Origin of the sequence: uncultured Limosilactobacillus sp. (genome assembly GCF_934202705.1) — a bacterium.
Lineage (GTDB): Bacteria > Bacillota > Bacilli > Lactobacillales > Lactobacillaceae > Limosilactobacillus.
Window position 1 is genome coordinate 16,763 of record NZ_CAKPYE010000003.1, and the last position, 24,950, is coordinate 41,712.

Consider the following 24,950-nt stretch of genomic DNA (forward strand, 5'->3'; position numbering starts at 1 on the left):
TTACTTCACCTCACGTCCAAAATCATCATGCAGTACTTGATCCAGGCGGCGTTTAAACCAATTTGAAATTGCATAGGAATTATCGTTGTGTCGGCCAGGATAACCTTGATAAGCAAATTCTTCACTCGCTTTCACCGCTGGGGTTTGTGCAAATCTAGCAAATGATTGATCATCAAAATTATCACTCTTCATGTACGTTACAAATAATTTTGTCTGACTCAAGTCACACTCGCTTAACACGCGCCAATATGTATCATTCAACTGCTGCAGATCATGAATGTTCGATTCGTTGTTCATAATCCGCGTCACAATATCATAACTAGCTTGAAAATCATCGGGACGATGGAGTCGCCCACGCGCAGCAATATGCCCCAAATTAGCCAATAATTTTCCAACAATAATCGCTTTCGGTTGTAATGGTGCTCCTAACTTTACCGCCGCGTAGGATCCTGCTGAAATCCCCATCACAACCAGTTGTTGATGATTAAAGCCAAGGTTAGCGAGCGTTTGCTGAATGAGCTGCGTAATCCGTTTTTCTAAATTTGCGGAAAAATAAAATTGACCTAATGACAGCCGTGGATCAAAAATGGCTAATGACGGTGCTTGGGCCCGCCGTAACATATTTTTACCTTCGTAGGCCTCCACCATACTAACCCCTGAAAAATACACGTTTAACGGTGGCTGCCCATCGCCTGGGTTAAAGTAATACGGAATCTCTTCATTATTCTCCGGATCAATCAACCGTTGACCACCTGGAATATAATGACCAACGCCATACCTGGACCAACGCCCGTGGACATAGCCAATCGTCAAATCTCCCAAGCCGCGAACTTCCACTGCGACACTAATAAATTGACCATAGTCTTGGACAGCAAGCGGGATTACCGGTTCACGGCGACTATCCAAATCTAAAATAAACTGGCGTCGCTGACCATCTTGCGTGGCAAAAACCCGCAAACGAACAACAACGTTCACGTTTTGGCTAAACTCCAGCCAGACCTTCATTTGACGGTGCGGTGCAATGTACCAGTCCTCACGATAATTACCAAGGGTTTGCCAGTCCTCCGCATTCACGTGAACCGTTACATGTCCCGGATCAGGATAGGTAATTCCATCCTGAATCAACGTCCGATTGATGATTAAATGGTGCGGTGGCATTTTAAAGCCACCATGCTCCGCAGTGAAATATTTCTTATCCAAATCAGCAATGGTTTCCTGCGGTGTCTGTTGAACTAGCTTGGCCCGATTTTGTAGTAAAAATGATTGTCCTGCTGGGCTTAAATGATCGTAAACTCCTGGTGTATAAAGCACTCGGTATGGGTCAATCTTCCATTGTAATCTTGCCCACTCATCATCGGTTAAATTAACGGGGGCCGTCACCAGGACCATATTAAAAAACTTTTGCCGCTTCTTTGGTTTCCCGTTTTTACGCTTTGGCTTTGGCAATTTAGCAAAATAATCAGGTTGGTTGTAGACCCACTTAATTGCTTGCGGAATGTCAAACTGATCCTGCCAATTTTGATTGCCTAATTGTAGAACGATCACTTCTCCATCCCTCCAAAAAACTGCTCCCAAGCTACATCCCAATGGCTTAACGTTTGCTCACCAGAATGCGCATTCATTACTTGGACGTCATAAGCCAGGGCAATATTCCAATGCTTCAAGTTGTCGAGATAGTAATCTAAGCTCGATCGCAGATGGCTTAAATCATCAACAATCAACCCGTTTTTATGGTCGACCACTTCCGTAGTTGGCACTCGTTGAATTCGTGGAATCCCCACGCTAACACTAGTTGTGCGTAGATAATTGTCCGGTTTCTGACCCCAGTCGACTAATAACCGGGTTTTATCTAAAATTTCCAACACATCATTATTGGCGGTACACTGTTGTGCCTTAATCACTAATGACACTTTTTCATCATTGTCCACCAGTTCTTGTTTGGCATCGTCATCGTCTGGATCAAACAGTTGGAATTCGTCATCATGGTTATTTTGGAGCATTTGAATCACTTGATTTGCGATATCCAGCCCTTGGCGGGTATATGACATCAAATACAGTTCGTCATCACCTTTGGCCGTCAATAACCGTTGAAAAATAATTTCCGCTAATGACATTAGTTCATTCGGATCAATATCATCCGCAAACAACAAAATCCGTTGCCGCTCTTGTCGTTGACTATGCCCAAGCAGAAACTGCGTTGGCAATGGTGAAATCACGGTTGGCTGCATCGCTCCCAAACGATTAGCTAAATCCTTGGTATCGAAAACACAGTGAAAATCAGCTAATGACCGTAGATGTTGGTAGGCCTGTGCCGTTGGGTGCCAAGAACTCGCGTAATAAATCGTGGCTAGTTTTAAATATTCAGTTTGTGGAATCACTGCCTGATCATCTAATGACACTACAAAGCGGTCTTCTGGATTAGCTTTTACCGCCACCTGTTCCTTGAAAACTGCTAATAAACAATCTTGTAAATGGTCATAATGCAGCGGTAGCTGTAAATCATTATTCAAAGGGTTTACATCTACGGCATCGTCCTGAAGCGAATGCTTAAAACGCCAATTGCCAGATTCATCATAGTAGGTCCGCAAAATCTCTTGATGCTGGTCATCATATTGTTCAATACGGGAAACAAATCCCCGACTGTCAAACACTAACCGTTGCTGGGTCTGATCACGATGATATTGCTCGATATAAATGATCCGCGAATTACCGTCAAAAATGACCCGCGCATACAGCCGTTGTTCTACATAGACGTTTAAGTGAAAAGCCGAATATTCAAAGTAAGCCCCTGCTGGCCACTGTAAATCCTCATAAGTCAATGCTTTCGTTTGGTAATGATGGATTCCCTGAAGCAGATCATAAATAGAAATGATGCGGGTCGGAACAATAGCATGGTCGCTGAGTCGGGTCATCAAATGCGGTTGATAATCCGTCACAATTAAGCCCGCCTGCTGGTCTGCACTTTTCAGCAAGTTAAAAAGGCTAATTGCATCATCAAAATGCATCTGTGGCGTCGTCATCGCATTATCAACTGGCAAATCGTGCCACGCTGGAATCAGGTAATCCATTCCTACCCTTCTTTCTTCATCATTTCTTCGTATTCGTGGGGAACTAACATGATTAAGATCATGTCCTTAATCCCAAACATGAACATCACGAGCATTACAATAATCATTGGCAAAAAAGCAATTGAGCCTAATGAGCCTAAATAACGGACCCCGACAATTCCAAATACCATTTGAAACGTATTCAGGATTGCCCCCGGTAAGCTCACCCAAATTAAACGCTTCGTCAGGTACTTTTGGGTCGGTAGCCCTGGACGCACATCTAGCAGATAGTTATTTTGATTCCGCATCATTTTAGCTTGTTCCTTGGGGTTAAATTGCATAAAGGTAAAAAAGTAAAACAACGCAAATGTGACGACTGAACTGTAAATCACATTGAACCACGGATTTAGTAGCCATGAGATCTGCAGAATTTGTCCCGCCATCATTGGCAACGTGATCAAAGCCATTCCCATCATAAATGTCATCATTGCACCGCTATTCAGACCAATTGGCAACGTCAGCGGTTTGGAATAGCTAGGTAACGTCATTTGAATTAGCGGAATTGGATAATAAGCATAAGAGAAGGCAATCCAAAAGTATACTAAGGCTAGCGAGAGGACTAGTAATCCAACAATTAAGAACACCGGATGACTCATTTTACTCATGGCTTGAACCGCGCTTTGAATTCTTGGCACCATCCCTACAGAAATATTAATTAGGATTAACGTAATCATGCCGCCAATGCCCTTTTTCGAGTTCATCGAGCCTAACCACGTTACAAACATGGCACCAGTCGTCAAGATCAGTACGGCACTCACAATCTTTTCAATGTCATGGTGGGGAATTAAATGCAGCCCCCAAACAATCGTTACGCCTTGAATGGCCGCAAAAATGAGCGTCAAAAACTGTTGAAGCCAATTAATCTGGCGTTGGCTTAATGCATCAAAGCCTAAGATGCCCCCCATTTGTAACAGCTGGACTAAAATCATACTGATCATCATGGGATTGATCCCAATGGAGAACAAAGTAATTTGATTGTAGTTGGACCCGCCCATTAGCGAAAGCAGTCCTAATGAGGAGTTTTGTAATACGTGTGTGTAACGAGCAGTCACGCGAACAAAGGGTAGCGGAATCGCCATTCCTAAGCAATAGATAAACATAATTAGTAATAACCATCCCACCCGATGGCGTAAATTTTTTAACTGCGGACTGCCCTTCATGATTGAATACTCGCTTTCACTGATTAATTCATATAAATATAATTTTATATCTTTTTTACATAAATTTAAACACATTCTTACAATCGCTATTTATCACTAGTTAAAGCAAATTGAACCTTGCTAATAAAAAAGGACTAACGTTCGACTTTTGTCGAACCTTGGTCCTCTTCGTTTTTTAAGACTTAAGATGCCGAAGCATTCCCCATACATCCTAATAGTGTTGCAAAGGCGGCTGCAAAAACAGAGAATCCAGTAATCCTGAGTTGTTGCCGCGTCACGCCATTGGCAACCTTCAGTTTACCTTGTTGCTCATCTTCATTAATCACTTGTTGAAGTTCTTGAGCACTGACCGTAATTGGTTGTTGCTTAACCGCAGGAGCTGTCTGCTGATCCTTAGTCATTGGTTGCTGAACTGGTTTGACAACCGGTTTCAGCCGATAGATCACTTGGACAACCGAATCTTGGCTATCCGGCCGGACAATCATTGACGGAATTGCTTTTGGTTGCCGGGTATAGCCAGTGATATTTTCCACCACGTAGGCTGGTATAATTGCCTGTTTTTCTGTCCATTTATCCCAACGAACCGCGCCGGTTTGAAAATCTTTATAACCCACTCGTTTGAACGTATGGGACTGCACATGACGTTGCTTCTCACCGCTTGGCATGTTCAAAATAATTGTCCGCCGCACCGTTTGTTGACCTTCAATTTGAACATCATCCAATGAGTGATGAGCAATCGGCGCATCAGGACCGTTGACCACTTTTTGGAATGTTCCAGATTGCTCTTGATTATTGGTTGATCCTGAGTGATCTGGTTCAGCGTTAACGCTTGGGTCAAGGCTTGTGACATTTTGCTTCATTGGCTGTCTTGTCGCTAATGATGTTCCATTAGCCAGGTATTGGTTAGCAATGCTTTCTTGCGTTTGGATAGCATCCTGCATCCGTTGTTCAAGTGATTGCTGGGTCTTCATCAAACTCGCATTTTGTTCCATTACCCCGCTCATCAGATTAAAGAGGTGGTCATACAGTTGGCTAGTCATCCCCATTTCCGGCGATAAACTATTATTTTGCGTTACTGATTCAATCACTGATGATGACTGCGTTTTGCCTGCTTGGAGCTCTTCAATGGCGCATGATAAATGCGTTGCGATCGATTGACTCGCATACATCTTCATAATTGCTTCCTTATCCATACTTTGTGAAACCAAAGAAGCAGATTTATTGCGCATACTATTGGGCGTGGCTGTTGGCCAAGCATTTAACTGAGATTCACTTGACACAAAATCCCGTGTTTTTTCCATATGTTCTGGTTCACCCCGCAATCTCATTTATCCTTTTCATTTTATAACTTTCATTGAAATATTAATAGTAATTTTTCAGCCCTTTGACAACCAAAGGGCGATTATCATCCCAACCATTCAGATTGGTCTAATAATCACCCTTGATTGAAGCGGTTTACGCTTTAATTACGCTTATGCCGACGACTAGCAGCACCGAGACCAAACAAACCGAGAACCGCACCAATGAGACCGAATTTCGTCGTTGAATCATCAGCATTTCCGGTTTGTGGCAATGCGCCATTGCCACCGTTGGTTCCGCCATTGGCACCATTGACACCGGTTTGAGCAGCGTTTCCGCCAACTCCACCAGCAACTGATGGGGCAATTTGCTGACTGTCCTGGCCATGGTTACCAGTAATGGTACCAGACTGGTTGCCATTATTGTGACCACCATTAGATGTAGATCCTGGCATAATTGAGGATCCATGATCATTGGCGTCACTATTGCTATTGCTTCCTGGCTGATGGTTGTCGCTAGCACTGCCCTGTTGACCATTCACACTGACGTAGCTAATCGAGATGGATACCGAGATACTCATACTGTTCATGCTATCCATGCTCAAGTGGCTAAGATAACTCAAACTAAAGGCACTGTTTTCACTAGCCGTACTCATGCTCAAGTAGCTAAAGCTTGCTTGGCTTAGACTAGCTTGACTCCAGCTATCCGCACTCATATGACTTGCATAACTCATGCTATGCCGACTGTTTAGACTTGCCAACTGACTAGCTGCACTCAGACTTGCCATGCTGTAGCTAATCATGCTTTCGTGGCTTGCGAAGCTTTGACTATCAACACTCTGTTGACTTGCCAAACTTTGTTGTTCTGCACTGAGAATGCTGATGCTCAAGTAGCTGAAGCTGATCATGCTTTGATGGCTTGCCCAACTCATGCTCTCTGCACTCCGAATACTATCGGATTGACTAGCCACACTTTGACTAGCAGCACTGTAACTAGCAATGCTCATACTAAAGGCAATGCTCCGGCTGATGCTAAACATGTAACTGTCTTGGCTTAGGTGACTAGCATAGCTCAGACTATTTTCACTGTATTGGCTGGCCGCAGATTGACTAGCAACCGAGTTGAGTGATGCTTGAGCTGATTCACTATAACTGTACATACTTACCAAACTTCTGAAGATTGCAGCGTAGCTAATGCTCAAGCTGATTTCCCGCAGACTATCAGCACTGAGATGACTCAAGTAGCTAGTACTGTCAACACTTTGCAAGCTATGGAGACTAGCTTGTTCAGCACTAACAATGCTCATGCTCAAGTAGCTAAAGCTAATCATGCTTTCATGGCTTGCCCAACTCATGCTTTGTGCAATTGATAGACTTGCCAGTTGACTAACCGCACTCAGGCTTGCTTCACTCATGCTCTTCACACTCAGACTCGTCATTACGCTAGTACTGATGCTGAAGAAGTAACTGTCCCGACTTAACTGACTAGCAAAGCTGTTACTGTACATACTATCCTGACTAGCTAAGCTCATGCTAATCATGCTCCAGCTGTCATTCATGCTGCCCAGCCAGCTCGTGAAGATACTGATGCTTAAGCTATCTTTATAGCTATCCTGGCTTAAGTGACTCAAGTAGCTGAGACTATTAGCACTCAGGCTGTGGTCATAGCTATTAAAGATGCTGAGTTGACTGTAGCTTGCAACGCTTAAGCTAATCATGCTTTCGTGACTAGCTAATTGACTAGCAACACTCATGCTATCCGCACTCCGTTGACTAGCAATGCTCCAACTTTGTGCACTGTAGGAAACCACGCTCAGGCTGTTGTCGTAGCTGACACTGACAGAAACACTCAAACTGTTTTCATAACTGTCTTGACTCAAATGACTTAAGTAGCTTAATGCTTCATCACTATTTTGACTCAACAGACTTTGTTCAATTTGACTGTGTTGACTCATCAGACTAGCAACACTATAGCTCAAGATGCTGAGACTTGTTTGAACGCTAATGCTCAAGCTCTGAGCACTCAGACTAGCTTCACTGTAGCTGACGGCACTTTCATGACTGGCAATTTGACTAGCCATGCTCCAGCTATCAGCACTCCGTTGACTAGCGATACTCCAGCTTTGCGCACTGTAGGAAACCACGCTAATACTGTTGTCATAGCTGACACTGAGCGAGATACTCAAGCTCTGCTTGTAACTATCCTGACTCAAGTGACTCAGGTAACTCAGGCTATTGTTGCTAAAGATGCTGTCTAGACTAGCTTCACTAGCACTTGCGTAACTCAGTTGACTCAATTGACTGTAGCTAATGACGCTTAAGCTAAGTGAAATGCTGTTCAAAATACTCAAGCTGAGACTGTTGTCATAACTATCCTGGCTGAGGTGACTGAAGTAACTCATGCTATTAGCGCTCAAGCTATGGTCATAACTGATTGAAAGACTCAAGTTACTCTGGCTAACTACGCTCAGACTCTCGGCACTCCGGTAACTAGCGAATTGGCTATCAATACTCATGCTATGAGCACTCATTGAAACCACGCTAATACTGTTTGCATAGCTGGTGCTAATCGAAATGCTGAGGGAGTGATCGTAACTATCCTGACTCAAGTGACTCAGGTAGCTCAGGCTGTTATTGCTGAAGAGACTATCAAGACTAGCCGTACTATCAGCAAGGGAATCAAACTGACTAAGCTGACTGTAACTGATGATACTCAAGCTGGTTGAGATACTCTTCCAGAGGCTGAGACTCAAGCTATTGTCATAGCTGTTTTGGCTCAACTGGCTAGCGTAGCTCATTGAATTGTCGTAACTCAGCACGCTGAAGCTGCGTTGAATACTAATGCTCAAGCTCTGAATGCTTTGGCTGAGCTGACTGTAACTTAACCGGCTTTGCTGACTAGCAAGCTGACTGACTACACTCAGGCTATCAGCACTCCGTTGACTTTCTACGCTCCAGCTTTGGGCACTGTAGGAAACAACGCTCAGGCTGTTAGCGTAGCTGACGCTGACGGAAACGCTCAGGCTTTGATCATAGCTATCCTGACTCAAGTGACTCAAGTAACTCGTACTATTGTCGCTATTGACACTCAGTAAGCTGAGGTAGCTCAGGCTGTTAGCGGAATTAATGCTTGCTTGACTATTAGCAATAATGCTCAAGCTGGTTGAGATGGAAAGGCTCCAACTGTCTTGGTAGCTTTCTTGACTCAACTGACTCTGGTAACTAATGCTATTTGCAGAATCAAGACTTGCATGACTCTCACTAAGGATGCTCCAGCTCCGTTGAATGCTGATGCTCAAGCTTTGGATACTTTGACTGAGCTGACTGTAACTCAACCGACTTTGCTGACTAGCAATTTGGCTAACCACGCTCAGGCTATCGGCACTCCGTTGACTAGCGATACTCCAGCTTTCAGCACTGTAAGATACCACGCTGATGCTATTTGCATAGCTGACACTGACGGAAATACTCAAGCTTTGGTTATAACTGTCTTGACTCAGGTGACTCAAGTAACTCATCGAGTTAGCTGAGAAGATACTGTCCGCGCTGTGACTATTTGCACTCGCTTGACTAAGCTGACTGAGTTGACTGTAGCTGATGATACTCAAGCTGGTTGAAATACTCTTCCAGAGGCTCAAACTAATTTGATTATCATAGCTCGTCTGGCTCAGTTGACTCTCATAACTGAAACTATTTTGACTTAACTGACTTTGAACGCTGTAGCTCAAAATGCTGAAGCTGCGTTGAATGCTAATGCTGAGGCTCTGAACACTTTGACTCATTGCACTTTCGCTTAGCATGCTCTGGTAGCTAGCAAACTGGCTGACTACACTCAGACTAGCATTACTCATTGAAACAACACTAATGCTATTTGCGTAACTAGTGCTGATCGAGATACTCAAGGAGTGATCGTAGCTATCCTGGCTCAAGTGACTCAAGTAACTCATTGAGTTAGCTGAGAAGATTGAAGCTTGGCTGTAATCATTAGCACTGGCCTGACTTAATTGACTCAGTTGACTGTAGCTGATAACGCTCAAGCTGGTTGAAATGCTCTTCCAAATACTCAAACTCATTGAGTCGTTGTAACTAACTTGACTGACGTAGCTTCGGAAGCTTTGACTATCATTCAAGCTCAGAACACTCAGACTAGCCGAGATACTTGTTAAGATGCTCAAGCTTAATGAATTATCGTAGCTCATCAAACTCTTGTAGCTAGCAAAGCTGTAACTGTTGTCATAACTCAGCACACTCAAGCTCTTTTGGAGACTAATTGACAGGCTCTGAATGCTTTGACTCAGTTGACTGTAACTTAACCGACTTTGCTGACTAGCAAGCTGGCTGACTACGCTCAGGCTATCCGCACTCCGTTGACTTTCTGCACTCCAACTTTGAGCACTGTAGGAAACCACGCTCAGGCTGTTTGCATAGCTGACACTGACTGAGATGCTCAAGCTGTTATCGTAGCTGTCTTGGCTCAGGTGACTCAAGTAGCTCAAACTATTGTTAGAATTAATGCTATCTTGACTCAAGCTCAGAACACTGACACTTGCTGAAACTGAGCGAAGAACGCTGATACTCATGCTCTCGTCGCTAAGCTGACTAGCAAAGCTCCAACTGTTGGCATAACTAAGAACGCTCAGACTCCGTTGAACACTGATGCTGAGGCTTTGAAGACTTTGACTCCGTGCACTCAGACTTTCAGCGCTGCGGTAGCTAGCCCACTGACTAACCACGCTCAGACTAGCATTGCTCATTGAAACAACGCTGATGCTATTTGCGTAGCTGACACTCGTCGAGATGCTAAGGCTGATGACGCTTTGTTGTGAAGCGTAACTCCAGCTGGTGAGGTAGCTATCCTGACTCAGATGACTCAGGTAACTCAAACTATTAGCGGAATCAAGGCTTGCTTGACTGTAGCTAATTGCGCTCAGGCTAAGCGAAATGCTATTCAACCAACTAGTGCTGATTGAGTTTTCTGCGCTTACCTGGCTGACGTAGCTCCGGAAGCTTTGACTGTCGTTCAAGCTTAGGACACTCAGACTAGCCGAAATGGAGAATAACAGACTGTTGCTGTATGAATCCTGGCTCAAGTGACTGAGGTAACTCAAGCTGTTAGCTGAGGCAACACTAGCAAGGCTTTCACTCAAGACGCTAATGCTAATTGAGTAGCTTGCCGCACTCTGACTTGCATAGCTGTAGCTAATTGCGCTTTGTTGACTTGCGTATTGACTAGCTACACTCAGGCTCATTGCACTTTGTTGACTAGCAATGCTCCAGCTTTGAGCACTGTATGAAACCACGCTCAGGCTATTAGCATAGCTGACGCTGACTGAAATGCTGAGACTGTTGTCATAGCTATCCTGACTCAAGTGACTCAGGTAACTCAGACTATTAGCGGAATCGAGACTCGCTGCACTGTAGCTATTAGCGCTTGCTTGACTCAGTTGACTCAATTGACTGTAGCTGATGACGCTCAAGCTCGTTGATAATGAACGAAGAATACTGATGCTCAAGCTATTGTCATAACTATCTTGACTGAGGTGACTCAGGTAGCTGTTGCTGTTAGCAGAAGCCACACTAGCTTGACTCAGGCTAGCACCGCTCAAACTATTTTCAAGACTAGTCAAGAGACTAGTGGAAACGCTCCAGCTGGTAGAGTTTTCTGCACTGACGAAGCTCTTATAACTTGCAAAGCTATAGCTATCGTTTTGACTCAGAACACTCAAGCTGACTGACAGACTAGCGAAGCTATCGTTGAACTGACTCAGTTGACTGTAACTAGCGATACTCAAACTCGTTGAAATGCTCCGCATAATGCTAATGCTCAAAGAGTTGTCGTAACTCATCAAGCTTTGGTAACTAGCAAAGCTGTAACTGTCATTTTGACTGATAATACTCAAGCTCAGTGAGATACTTGCAAAACTTTCAGCAATGTTCTGACTGAAGGTACTCAAACTAATAAGCTGACTATCACGAATGCTAGTGCTGAGCTGACTCAAACTCATCGCACTGATTTGACTAATGTAGCTGAGGCTCATTTCTTGCTGACTCAGAACACTGTAGCTGTGATCCTGACTAGTACTGATCGACAAGCTGTAACTTGCATTCGAACGGTCAGTGCTCAAGTGACTTGCGTAGCTAATGCTATTTGCGGAATCAAGACTAGCTTGACTGTAGCTGATGATACTCAAGCTGGTTGAAACTGACCGCAAAATGCTGATACTCAAGCTCTTCTCGTAACTGTCCTGACTCAGGTGGCTCAGGTAACTGTTGCTGTTAGCAGAAGCTACACTAGCTTGGCTCTGACTCAATTGACTAAGCTCGCTGGCTTGGCTAAGACTAGCACCACTCAAGCTATTTTCAAGGCTGGTCAAGAGACTCGTCGATACGCTCCAACTCATTGAGTTTTCACCGCTTACCATGCTCTTGTAACTAGCGAAGCTGTAGCTGTCGTTTTGGCTCAGCACACTCAGGCTGATTGATACACTAGCAAACATTTCATTAAACTGGCTCAGTTGTGAGTAGCTAATAATACTCAAGCTTGCTGATACTGACCGCAGAATGCTAATGCTCAAACTATTGTCATAGCTGTCAAGGCTGAGGTGACTCAAGTAAGACAAACTATTTGCGGATGCTTGACTAGCAGCACTAATGCTGGTGTTTTGCAACTCACTAATACTATAGGAAGCAACACTCATCATAGAATTATGCACGCTTGTGCTAATTGAGTTCTCATAACTGACCAAACTCTTGTAACTAGCAAAGCTGTAACTATCGTTTTGACTAATGATACTCAAGCTCAGTGAAATGCTTGCAAAACTATTCGCAATATTTTGACTGAAGGCACTCAAACTGGTGAGCTGACTGTCGCGAATGCTGGTGCTCAACTGACTCAAGCTCATGGCACTAAGTTGACTAATGTAGCTCATGCTCATCTCTTGCTGGCTCAAGATACTGTAACTGTGATCCTGACTAATGCTAATCGACAAGCTGTAGCTGGCATTTGAACGATCGGTGCTCAAGCTTTGGTTACTCATCATTGAAGCCGCACTCAAACTGTATGCACTGACACTCGCACTAACCGTGCTATTTTCACTGATGCTCAAGCTGCGTAGCAGACTCGTATTTTGACTCAGGTTACTCATCAGACTGTAGCTTAAGCTTTGAAGTCCGCTAATGCTCTGACTAGCAAAGCTCATTACTGACAAGTAACTATTGTTTTGAATGCTAATGCTGATTGAGTTGTCATAGCTGGTCTGACTCAGGTAGCTAATGTAGCTGTTGTGATCATCCATGCTGATTTGACTCAAGCTCATGGAGTAAGACAGAACACTGTAACTATTAGCACTATTCTGACTTTGCGCACTAATGCTTACACTCCGTAACGTGCTGATACTCAAGCTTGCAAAACTCATCATCGATGCAAAGCTATTTGCAAGATCTTGACTAAGAATACTGTAGCTCGTATCTTGACTTCTCATGACGCTCAGTAGGCTGTAACTCGTATCGCTTAAGCTCCGGTCAATACTGAGGCTAACGACACTCAGGCTTTGAGCGCTTTGGTAGCTAGCGTTTTGACTAACGACGCTTAGACTAGCCTCTTGTAAACTGAGAACACTGTAGCTGGTGTCTTGGCTGACACTAATGGAGACGCTCAAACTGTTCTTGTAGCTGTCCAGACTTAAGTGACTTGCGTAACTCATGCTTGCGGCGCTAAAGGCATTATCCTCGCTGATACTCAAGCTCCGTAACATGCTGATGCTTTGACTAGCATAACTCATTACTGATGCGTAACTAGCATTTTGAACGCTAATACTAATTGAGTTGTCATAACTCATCAAGCTCTTGTAGCTAGCAAAACTGTAACTATCGTTTTCACTTAGGACACTCAGACTAACTGATACGCTAGCAAAACTATCATTGAACTGACTCAGCTCACTGTAGCTCAAAATACTTAAGCTTGCCGAGATTGAACGGACAATGCTCATGCTCAAACTCTGGTTGCTAAGCATTGAGGCGGTGCTTTCGCTGACCATGCTTCGGTAACTAGCGAAGCTCGTGCTATCGTTCAGGCTTTGATCACTCAAGCTGATGGAGAGCGAACGAACACTGTAGCTCGTTGCGCTTTGTACACTAACGCTGACACTCCGCAGAATGCTAATACTCAAGCTTTGGTTACTCATCATTGAGGCCGCACTGTAACTGTGGTCGCTATTTGTTGAAGCCGCGCTTTGGCTAATCATGCTCCGATAGCTTGCAAAGCTGGTGCTATCGTTAAGGCTCTGGTTGCTCAAGCTGATGGAAAGTGAACGAACACTGTAGCTCGTTGCACTTTGGACACTAACGCTGACACTCCGGAAGACACTGATGCTGGTGCTCAGCTGACTCATCACACTAATGCTTCGGCTATCAAAGACGCTAATACTCAAGCTTTGGTTGCTAAGCATTGAAGCGGCACTATAGCTAGCTTGGCTCTCATAACTCTTCAAGCTGTAACTATCGTTTTGGCTAATGATACTCAAGCTGAGTGAAATGCTTGCGAAACTGTTAGCAATGTTTTGACTTAAGTTACTTAAGCTGGTGAGCTGGCTATCGCGAATACTGGTGCTGAGCTGACTCAAGCTCATCGCACTGATCTGGCTAATGTAGCTCATGCTCATCTCTTGCTGACTCAGGACACTGTAGCTGTGATCCTGGCTGACACTGATTGACAAGCTGTAGCTGGCATTCGAACGATCCATGCTCAGGTGACTAGCGTAGCTCAGGCTAAGTTCACTTGTAGCACTGACACTAATGCTCCGGAAGAAGCTGATGCTCATACTCTGGTTGCTCAGCATTGAAGCGGTGCTCTCACTAATCATGCTTTGGTAGCTAGCAAAGCTATTACTATCATTCAAGCTCTGATCGCTTAGACTGATCGAGAGTGAACGAACACTGTAGCTCATTGCGCTTTGGGCACTAACGCTGACGCTCCGGAAGATGCTGATGCTCGTACTTAGCTGGCTCATCACACTGATGCTTCGGCTATCAAAGACGCTAATACTCAAACTTTGGTTACTGAGTAATGATGCGGTGCTCTCACTAACCATGCTTTGGTAACTGGCAAAGCTGGTACTGTCGTTCAAGCTCTGATCGCTCAAGCTGATGGAAAGTGAACGAACACTGTAGCTCGTTGCGCTTTCAGTACTTACGCTGATGCTCCGCAGAATGCTGATGCTTAGGCTTTGGTCGCTAAGAATCGAAGCTGCACTATAGCTAGCTTGACTTTCGTAACTCTTCAAACTGTAGCTATCGTTTTGGCTAATGATACTCAAGCTGAATGAAATGCTTGCGAAACTATTAGCAATGTTTTGACTTAAGTTACTTAAGCTGGTGAGCTGGCTATCGCGAATACTGGTGCTGAGCTGACTCAAGCTCATCGCACTGATCTGGCTAATGTAGCTCATGCTCATCTCTTGCTGACTCAGAACACTGTAACTGTGGTCCTGACTAACACTAATCGACAAGCTGTAACTAGCATTGGAGCGATCCATGCTCAAGTGACTTGCATAGCTCAAGCTCAGGTTACTCGTGGCACTGACGCTAACACTTCGGAAGATACTAATACTCAAGCTTTGGTTACTGAGAATGGAAGCAACACTGTAGCTATGATCACTATTCGCCGAAGCAGCACTCTCACTGATCATACTCCGGTAACTGGCAAAGCTGGTACTGTCATTCAAACTGTTATTGCTCAAGCTGATAGAAAGTGACCGGACGCTGTAACTCGTTGCACTTTCCGCACTCACGCTGACACTCCGGAAAACGCTAATGCTCGTACTGAGTTGACTCATCACGCTAATGCTCCGACTGTCAAAAATGCTAATACTCAAGCTTTGGTTACTCAAAATCGAAGCAACACTGTAGCTATGGTCACTATTCGTCGATGCCGCACTTTCGCTAATCATGCTCTTATAGCTGGCAAAGCTATCACTATCGTTCAGGCTCTGGTTACTCAAGCTAATGGAAAGCGAACGGACACTGTAGCTCGTTGCACTCTGTGTACTTACACTAACACTACGGAAAATACTGATACTTAAGCTCTGATCACTCATCAACGATGCAGTGCTCTCGCTGACCATGCTCTGATAGCTAGCAAAGCTCGTACTGTCGTTCAAACTATTGTTGCTCAAGCTGATCGACAATGAACGAACACTGTAACTGGCTGCACTTTCAGTGCTTACACTCGTGCTTCGCAGAATGCTAATGCTGGTGCTCAACTGACTCATTACGCTGATGCTCCGGCTATCAAAAATGCTAATGCTCAAGCTTTGGTTGCTCAAAATCGAAGCAATACTGTAGCTATGATCACTATTCGTTGATGCCGCACTTTCACTAATCATGCTCTTGTAACTAGCAAAGCTCGTACTGTCGTTTAGACTGTTGTCGCTCAAACTAATGGACAATGAACGAACGCTGTAGCTGGCTGCACTTTCGGTACTTACACTAACGCTCCGGAAGATACTGATGCTCCGACTGAGCTGACTCATTACACTAACACTTCGGCTTGCAAATGTGCTGATGCTCCGACTCAATTGACTCATCACACTAATGCTGCGACTATCCAGAACACTAATACTCAAGCTTTGGTTGCTCAAAATCGAAGCAGCACTGTAACTATGATCACTATTCGTTGATGCCGCACTTTCGCTAATCATGCTCTTGTAACTAGCAAGGCTGGTACTGTCGTTCAGACTCTGGTTGCTCAAGCTGATTGAAAGTGACCGGACGCTGTAACTCGTTGCACTTTCTGCACTCACGCTAACACTCCGGAAGACGCTAATGCTCGTGCTGAGTTGACTCATCACGCTAATGCTCCGGCTGTCAAAGATGCTAATGCTTAAGCTTTGGTTGCTCAAGATTGAAGCAACGCTGTAGCTATGGTCGCTATTAGTGGAAGCAGTCCTTTCACTAATCATGCTTTGGTAACTAGCGAAGCTCGTACTGTCATTCAGGCTGTTGTCACTCAAACTGATTGACAATGAACGAACACTATAGCTCGTTGCACTTTGAACACTGACGCTGACACTCCGATAAATACTGATACTTAAGCTCTGGTCACTCATCAATGATGCGGTGCTCTCGCTGACCATACTCTGATAGCTAGCAAAGCTATTGCTATCGTTCAAACTGTTGTTGCTCAAACTGATAGAAAGTGAACGTACGCTGTAACTTGCGGCACTTTGCGTACTTACGCTGACACTTCTGAAGATACTGATACTTAAACTTTCGTTACTTAATAAGGAAGCAACGCTATAGCTATTTTCACTATTTGCGGAAGCTGTGCTTTCACTGATCATGCTCCGGTAACTGGCGAAGCTCGTACTGTCATTCAAGCTGTTGTCACTCAAACTAATGGACAGTGAACGAACACTGTAGCTGGCAGCACTTTCCACACTGACACTCGTACTCCGCAGAATACTGATGCTCGTGCTTAGCTGACTCATCACACTGACGCTTCGACTATCAAAAATGCTAATACTCAAGCTTTGGTTGCTGAGTAAGGAAGCAGTGCTTTCGCTGACCATGCTCTGGTAACTTGCGAAACTATTACTGTCGTCCAAGCTGTTGTTACTCAAGCTGATGGAAAGTGAACGAACGCTGTAACTTGCGGCACTCTGTGTACTTACACTGACGCTCCGGAAGATACTGATACTTAAGCTTTCGTTACTTAATAAGGAAGCAGCACTTTCACTAATCATACTTTGATAACTGGCAAAGCTATTGCTGCCATTCAAGCTATTATTGCTCAAACTAATTGACAAGGACTTAACACTATAGCTGGCAGCACTTTCCGCACTTACGCTGACACTCCGGAAGGCGCTAATGCTTAAGCTTTGGTTGCTCATCAGTGAAGCCGTACTCTCGCTGACCATGCTCTGATAGCTAGCAAAACTATTACTATCGTTCAAACTGTTGTTGCTTAAACTGATAGAAAGTGAACGAACGCTGTAACTCGTTGCGCTCTGCGTACTTACACTGACACTCCGGAAAATGCTAATGCTCTGGCTAAAGTCACTCATCAAGCTGATGCTGCGACTGTCAAAGACACTGATACTCAAGCTCTGGTTACTTAATAAGGAAGCCACGCTATAGCTATTTTCACTATTTGTGGAAGCAGTGCTTTCGCTGATCATGCTCTGGTAACTGGCGAAGCTCGTACTGTCATTCAAGCTGTTGTCACTCAAACTAATGGACAGTGAACGAACACTGTAGCTAGCAGCACTTTCCGCACTGACACTCGTGCTTCGCAGAATGCTAATGCTGGTGCTCAACTGACTCATTACGCTGATGCTACGGCTATCAAAAATGCTAATGCTCAAGCTTTGGTTGCTCAAGATGGAAGCAACGCTATAGCTATGATCGCTGTTAGTAGAAGCTTCACTTTCGCTGATCATACTCCGATAACTAGCAAAGCTGGTACTGTCGTTCAGACTATTTGCACTTAAGCTGATGGATAATGAACGAACACTGTAGCTAGCAGCACTCTCAGCACTGACACTCGTGCTTCGCATAATACTGATGCTTCGGCTCAGTTGGCTCATCACACTAATGCTACGACTTACAAATGCACTAATACTCTGGCTGAGCTGACTCATTACACTAATGCTTCGACTATCCAGAATACTGATACTCAAACTCTGGTTGCTGAGTAATGATGCGGTGCTTTCACTGATCATGCTCCGGTAGCTGGCGAAACTGGTACTATCATCCAAACTATTGTTACTCAAACTGATGGATAATGACTTGACACTGTAGCTCACTGCACTTTGGGCACTGACACTAACGCTTTGGAAAATGCTGATGCTCGTGCTGAGTTGACTCATCAAGCTAACGCTACGGCTATCAAAGACGCTAATACTCAAACTTTGATTACTTAAGATCGAAGCGACACTGTAACTGTGATCACTATTCGTGGAGGCCGCACTTGCACTGATCATGCTCTTGTAGCTGGCAAAACTACTATCATCGTTTAAGCTATTTTTGCTTAGACTGATTGAAATAGATTGAACACTATAACTAGTGGCACTTGCAGCGCTAACACTTGTACTCCGTAGAGTACTAATGCTCAAGCTTTGATCGCTCAAGATTGAAGCCACGCTGTAGCTAGTAGCACTTGTGGCACTCACACTAACGCTCCGGAGAATGCTGATGCTCAAGCTTTGGTTACTTAACAGTGAAGCTGTGCTCTCACTGATCATACTCTTGTAACTAGCAAAGCTGGTACTGTCGTTTAAACTATTGTCGCTCAAGCTGATCGACAATGACTTAACGCTGTAACTGGCTGCACTGGCTGCACTTACACTTGTACTTCGAAAAATACTAATGCTCGTGCTGAATTGACTCATCAAGCTGACGCTACGACTATCAAAGACGCTAATGCTCAAACTTTGATTACTCAAGATCGAGGCAATACTATAGCTGTGGTCACTATTCGTGGAGGCCGCGCTTTCGCTAATCATGCTTCGGTAACTAGCAAAACTATTACTGTCGTTCAGACTGTTATTACTCAAGCTAATGGATAACGAACGAACACTGTAACTGGCTGCACTCTCCGCACTAACGCTGACACTCCGCAGAATACTAATGCTGAGACTTTGGTCACTCAACATTGAAGCGGCACTCATGCTGTACGCACTCACACTCTGGCTAACCGTACTTTGTTCGCTGGTGCTCAAGCTTTGCATGGAGGCAATTTGCTGGCTAACCGTACTCATTACACTAACGCTGACGCTTTGTTGAACACTGGTGCTTAAGCTAATCACACTCTGGTAAGAAGCAAAGCTGTGGTTAACTGCACTGGCCACACTGTGGTCGACAACGCTGACACTAGCCGAGAAGCTTACTAATGATCGTTGGTTAGACAGGATTTGCTGACTGATGAGACTTTCGTAACTATTAAACTGACTAATAAAGCTGTCTTGGTTGCTACCGCCCATGATGCTTATGCTGGCTGAAATGCTGAGCAGTGAATGTTCACTAATTGAGTTGAGTGAACGAACTTGGCTTTGGTAGCTAAGATAACTCTGGTAGTTGTCACTAACTGTACTATTAACACTAACACTTAGGCTCCGCATGATGCTTAAGCTCAGGCTTTGATCACTCATCATTGAAGCGGCACTCATGCTATAAACGCTAACACTTTGACTAATTGTACTGTTAACACTAACACTTAAACTCCGCATGATGCTTAAGCTCAAGCTTTGGTCACTCATCATCGAAGCAGCACTCATGCTGTGATCACTGTTCGTGGAAGCCGCGCTTTCACTAATCATGCTCCGGTAGCTGGCAAAGCTCGTACTGTCATTCAAGCTGTTATTGCTCAAACTAATGGAAAGTGAACGAATACTGTAGCTAGTGGCACTAGCAGCGCTAATACTTGTACTTTGGAAAATACTAATGCTTCGGCTAAGTTGACTAACTGCACTAATGCTTTGGCTCTTGTAGATACTTGTTTCACGACTCAGTTGACTAACCACACTAGCACTATAGCTCTTAACTAAACTCATGCTTACGCTTTGGTTACTCAGCATTGAAGCCACACTCAAACTATTATCACTGTTTTGTGAAGCAATGCTTTGACTGATCATGCTTCGGTAGCTAGCAAAGCTGTTGCTGTCATTTAAGCTATTGTTGCTCAAACTGATTGAGAGCGAACGAACACTGTAGCTGGCCGCACTTTCGGCACTGACACTGGTACTCCGTAGAACACTAATGCTTCGGCTGAGGACACTCATTGCACTAACACTCGTACTTTGCATCAAACTAATGCTGAGGCTTTGGTTGCTCAACATTGAAGCGGCACTCATGCTGTAGACACTCACGCTCTGACTAACCGTACTTTGTTCGCTGATGCTCAAACTTTGCATGGAAGCGATTTGCTGGCTGACCGTGCTCATCGTGCTAATGCTCAAACTCTGCTGAACACTAGTACTTAAACTAATCACACTTTGATAAGAAGTGAAACTATGGTTAACTGCACTGGCCACACTGTGGTCAACAACGCTGACACTGGCTGAGAAGCTCAGGAGTGACTGTTCGTTAGACAAGATCTGCTGACTGATGAGACTTTCATAGCTGTTGAACTGACTAATGAAGCTGTCTTGGTTGCTACCGCCCATAATACTCAAGCTGGCTGAAATGCTGAGCAGTGATTGTTCACTAATTGAATTCAACGAGCGAACTTGACTTTGGTAGCTGAGATAGCTTTGGTAGTTGTCACTAACCGTGCTATTAACGCTAACACTCAAACTCCGCATGATACTCAAGCTTAAGCTTTGGTCACTCAGAATTGAGTTAACACTCATACTGTGGTCGCTGTTCGTAGAAGCCGCGCTTTCGCTAATCATGCTTTGATAGCTAGCAAAGCTCTTGCTGTCATTCAAACTATTCTCTCTCAAGCTAATAGAAAGCGAACGAACACTGTAGCTAGCTGCACTGGCTGCACTAACACTGGTACTTTGGAAAATGCTAATGCTTCGACTGAGCTGACTTACCGCACTAATACTTTGACTCTTGTAGATGCTGGTTTCACGGCTCAGTTGACTAACTACACTAGTACTGTAGCTCTTCACTAAGCTCAAACTTACGCTTTGATTGCTGAGCAAGGAAGCCACGCTTAGACTGTAATCACTGTTTTGTGAAGCCGTGCTTTGACTAATCATACTCTTGTAGCTAGCGAAGCTCGTACTATCGTTCAAGCTAATCTTGCTCAAACTTGCTGAAATGCTTGCAAAGCTATTGTTAAGTTCGCTAACCGTACTGTGTTCACTAACACTCAAGCTCCGCAGCAAACTAATGCTAAGACTTTGATCACTCATCATGGAAGCAACACTTTGGCTAGTTTCACTTTGACCAGAGGCCATGCTTTGGCTGTAAACACTAACATTTTGACTAATGTAGCTATTTTCACTCGTAATCAAGCTCCGCATAATACTAATGCTTAAGCTCTGTTCACTTTGCATCGACCGGACGCTGTTACTATTAGCACTTTCCTGGCTCTGTGCACTAATGCTCTGCCGGGTCAAAATACTGATGCTGGCGCTGGCCTGACTCAAGATGTTATTAACACTTGCACTGATGCTAGCGTAAATGCTCAAGCTAACACTCTGATTACTGTATACCGATTGAACGCTTTGACTAGCGTGACTACTCGCATTTTCTACGCTGGTACTGATGCTGCGAATGAAGCTAACCCGTTGGCTCTGATAGCTAACCATGGAGGCCAAGCTCAAACTGACCTGACTAGTATCAAGGATGCCCGAGCTGACGCTACGTAAAATACTGATGCTTAAGCTTTGGGCACTCAATAATGACTGAATGCTTCGGCTGTACATGCTTTGGGCGCTCACACTCAGGCTAGCCATCAAGCTCAAACTAGCACTAGCAGCACTCGTGGCACTAACCGCAGATACACTGGTGCTCCGTAAGTAGCTGACTTGCAGACTATTTTGGCTAATTTGACTTTGGGCACTAATGCTTTGCCGCGTCAAGATACTGATGCTGGCACTCGCTTGGCTCAAAACGTTTTCAGCACTAATACTTACACTCTTATAAAGGCTGACGCTCAGACTTTGGTTGCTGTAAATCGACCGAACACTTTGACTGTCATGACTCGCCACATTTCGGATACTTGTACTAATGCTTTGAATATAGCTCAGTTTCTGACTCTGTACGCTATTCATTGAGGCCAGGCTCAAGCTGGTCCCGCTATCCTGAGTATTCTTGAGACTAGTACTGATACTGCGGAGGACACTCACACTGACGCTTTGCGCACTCAGCATCGATTGAATACTCCGGCTGTACATACTCTGGGCACTGACGCTCAAGCTAGTCATCCGACTTAAGCTGACACTGGCAGTGCTAGCGGCACTGGCAGTTGATACGCTGATACTCCGCAAGTAACTAATGTGTAAACTATCCTGACTGGCTTGACTTTGGGCACTAATGCTCTTTTGCGTCAAGATACTGATGCTGGCACTGGCCTGACTTAAGATATTCTCTGCACTAATACTCAAACTAGCGTAAAGACTCAAACTCAAGCTTTGGTTACTATAAATTGACCGGACACTTTGGCTGTCACGGCTCGTCACATTCCGGATACTTGTGCTGACACTTTGAATCAAGCTGAGCTTTTGGCTTTGCACGCTATTCATCGAAGCAATGCTTAAACTCGTCCGGCTATCATTTGTACTTGGCTTAAAGCTCTTGAGGCTGGTACTCCAGCTGTTCAGCAGACTAATGCTAAGGCTTTGGTTGCTTAACATCGATCGGATGCTCATGCTGTACATACTCTGGGCACTGACACTCAAACTAGCAGCTTGACTTAAGCTAACACTCATCGCGCTAGCGGCACTAGCTGCAGAAACACTGACGCTTTGTAGATAACTGACATGCAGACTGCCAGCACTAGCTTGACTAGCTGCGGAAATACTTGTACTCCGCATTAAACTAATACTGAGACTAGCCTCTTGGCTAGTTTGACTAATATAGTGGCTAACACTCAAGCTGCCGCTCTGGAGACTAGTAACGACACTAACCTGACTATCGGTGCTGGCTTGGTAACTGACACTGATTGCGGTACTGCTGATCGTAGCAGTAACATCAGTTGAACCATTTTGCCAACCGGCCTTACCATCCTGTCCTTGAATCTTAAATTGATAGGTACCAGCAAATGAACCTGGGTCTTGTAAATTTTCAAACTGATTTTCGGGATCCTCCTGAAATTGCGAATACGTAACACGTCCTTCACCATCATAATCAGGAGTATCAAATGCAATTGGCGAAACATCTTTGGCCGCTACAGAAGTCATTTCTGCACTAATTGAATTAAACGTAACTCCAGAATTATATTCTGTATAATCACTACCAGTAGTTGATGCAATCGATGCCCGCCAGCTAGCGTATTGGCTGCTAAAAATTTTATTTAAATTACCAGTATTAACTTCACTACCTTGTTTCTGCAATAAGCTGATTGCATTAGCTCCACTAGCTTTAAATGTATAGGACGCTGAGGTACCATCTAAAGAGCCACCCTGATAATTAACGGTTACGGTTTGGGTATTTTCACCAATACCAATAACTGTTGGTGATCCTTTAATGACTAGTACTGGATCACTAGAAATTGTTTTGACAAAAGTTGGTCCACCAATTTGATTACCCTGTGCATCAAATGTTAGACGATAAATATCGGTTTTACCATAGATATAAGTATCAGCCGTTCCAGGACGAATAACCGAAACACCTTGTGAATTTGGTACGTAAGAATAACTAATTGCCTGGTTAGAATAACTCTGTTGGTATTTAATGCCAAATTTGGGATCATTACCATTAGAATTCTTTACCGGAACATCATAAGTAGAGCCACCATCAGCAGTTGAATTAGTACTCATTTCCGGCTGGACCTTATTGCTCCACCAATCATACATGTTAACCTCACTGGTAACAAAAGAATATGACCAAGAAGTTGAATTATCCGTTGAACCTCCAGGGTTAACAACAGCAAAGTTAACTAGTGGGTTCATGTCCCTTAACTGTTGAAAAGTTTTTGCAATATCATTTGAAGTAACAGCAGACATGGAGGTACTTACAATGCTGACAGATACCTGTGACGTACTGTTATTAACTGCAGATAAGGAGCCATTTACACTAAGCATTGATTTAACAACAGAAGTGGAAGCTGTTTGGTTGCTAAATGAAACGCTAACTGTGCTTTGGCTAGTCTGACCACTGTTGGCCTTTGATTGGGTTGATGTGGAATTAGAAGCAACACTTGTAGCGGCACTATTCTGTGTCGCTGAAACCGTATTTGAATGTACACTATTAGTAGACGCTTGCTTTTGTGGTGCTGCACTTGTTGACAGGCTTTCAGAATTAATCGTAATCCCCGATTGCGTATTAGCCGTTTGTTGCTGTTGAACCGTTGCCGCCATTGCAGTACCGCCCATTGCGGCACCACCTGCAACGATTGTTGACATTGTTGAAAGCCCCTTTAGATAGGCTTTAGTTGTATCACTAAGGCCATTATCTTTTAGTGCATCTGGATCAACTTCTGGCACTTCAATGTCTTTTTTCTCACCGACTGAGAAAATTTTTAAAAGATTACCCAAAGCAGACATCCAGCCGCGGTGAGTCTTATACAACTTAACATGACTCTTATTTTCCGCTTCAAACTGGCGCTTCTTACTCCATTTTTCCATAACGTTTACTCCTCCCACAGTTTCCACTTCATTTATCAAACGAGAAACGTATTTATTTATACCGATATTTATATTACTACTAATTATTATTAATAATCAATTTTTATTATTAAACACTATAAATCCAATTATTATATTTATTCAGAG

The 24,950-nt window shown here is 44.1% G+C and carries 5 protein-coding genes; all 5 read right to left on the reverse strand.

What is annotated here, in order from left to right:
- The 5 genes from asp2 to Q0C76_RS02520 all read right to left on the reverse strand — a co-directional run bounded on the left by asp2 (position 1) and on the right by Q0C76_RS02520 (position 24,803).
- Positions 1 to 1,545 (reverse strand): accessory Sec system protein Asp2, encoded by a 1,545-nt coding sequence (gene asp2, locus Q0C76_RS02500; RefSeq protein ID WP_295729316.1) that lies wholly within the window; start codon positions 1,543 to 1,545, stop codon positions 1 to 3.
- Positions 1,542 to 3,068 carry an accessory Sec system protein Asp1 gene (gene asp1 / locus Q0C76_RS02505; protein ID WP_295729319.1) on the reverse strand — a complete coding sequence of 509 codons (1,527 nt, stop codon included), beginning with the start codon at positions 3,066 to 3,068 and terminating at the stop codon, positions 1,542 to 1,544. Before asp1 ends, asp2 begins: the two co-directional genes overlap by 4 nt.
- Positions 3,069 to 3,070: 2 nt before the next feature.
- Positions 3,071 to 4,267: an accessory Sec system protein translocase subunit SecY2 gene (gene secY2 / locus Q0C76_RS02510; RefSeq protein WP_295729321.1), complete on the reverse strand. Its 1,197-nt coding sequence runs from the start codon at positions 4,265 to 4,267 to the stop codon at positions 3,071 to 3,073.
- Between the two features lie 182 nt (positions 4,268 to 4,449).
- Positions 4,450 to 5,568 carry a mucin-binding protein gene (locus Q0C76_RS02515; RefSeq protein WP_295729324.1) on the reverse strand — a complete coding sequence of 373 codons (1,119 nt, stop codon included), beginning with the start codon at positions 5,566 to 5,568 and terminating at the stop codon, positions 4,450 to 4,452.
- A 161-nt stretch (positions 5,569 to 5,729) separates the two neighbouring features.
- Entirely contained in the window at positions 5,730 to 24,803 is a 19,074-nt protein-coding gene (locus tag Q0C76_RS02520) for a serine-rich glycoprotein adhesin (protein ID WP_295729327.1), read from the reverse strand.
- Positions 24,804 to 24,950: the final 147 nt, after the last annotated feature.

Excerpts from the sequence above, each read along its gene's own strand:
- Q0C76_RS02515 (WP_295729324.1), bottom strand. The coding sequence starts at position 5,568 with ATGGAAAAAACACGGGATTTTGTGTCAAGTGAATCTCAGTTAAATGCT.
- secY2 (WP_295729321.1), bottom strand. The coding sequence starts at position 4,267 with ATGAAGGGCAGTCCGCAGTTAAAAAATTTACGCCATCGGGTGGGATGG.
- Q0C76_RS02520 (WP_295729327.1), bottom strand. The coding sequence starts at position 24,803 with ATGGAAAAATGGAGTAAGAAGCGCCAGTTTGAAGCGGAAAATAAGAGT.
- asp1 (WP_295729319.1), bottom strand. The coding sequence starts at position 3,068 with ATGGATTACCTGATTCCAGCGTGGCACGATTTGCCAGTTGATAATGCG.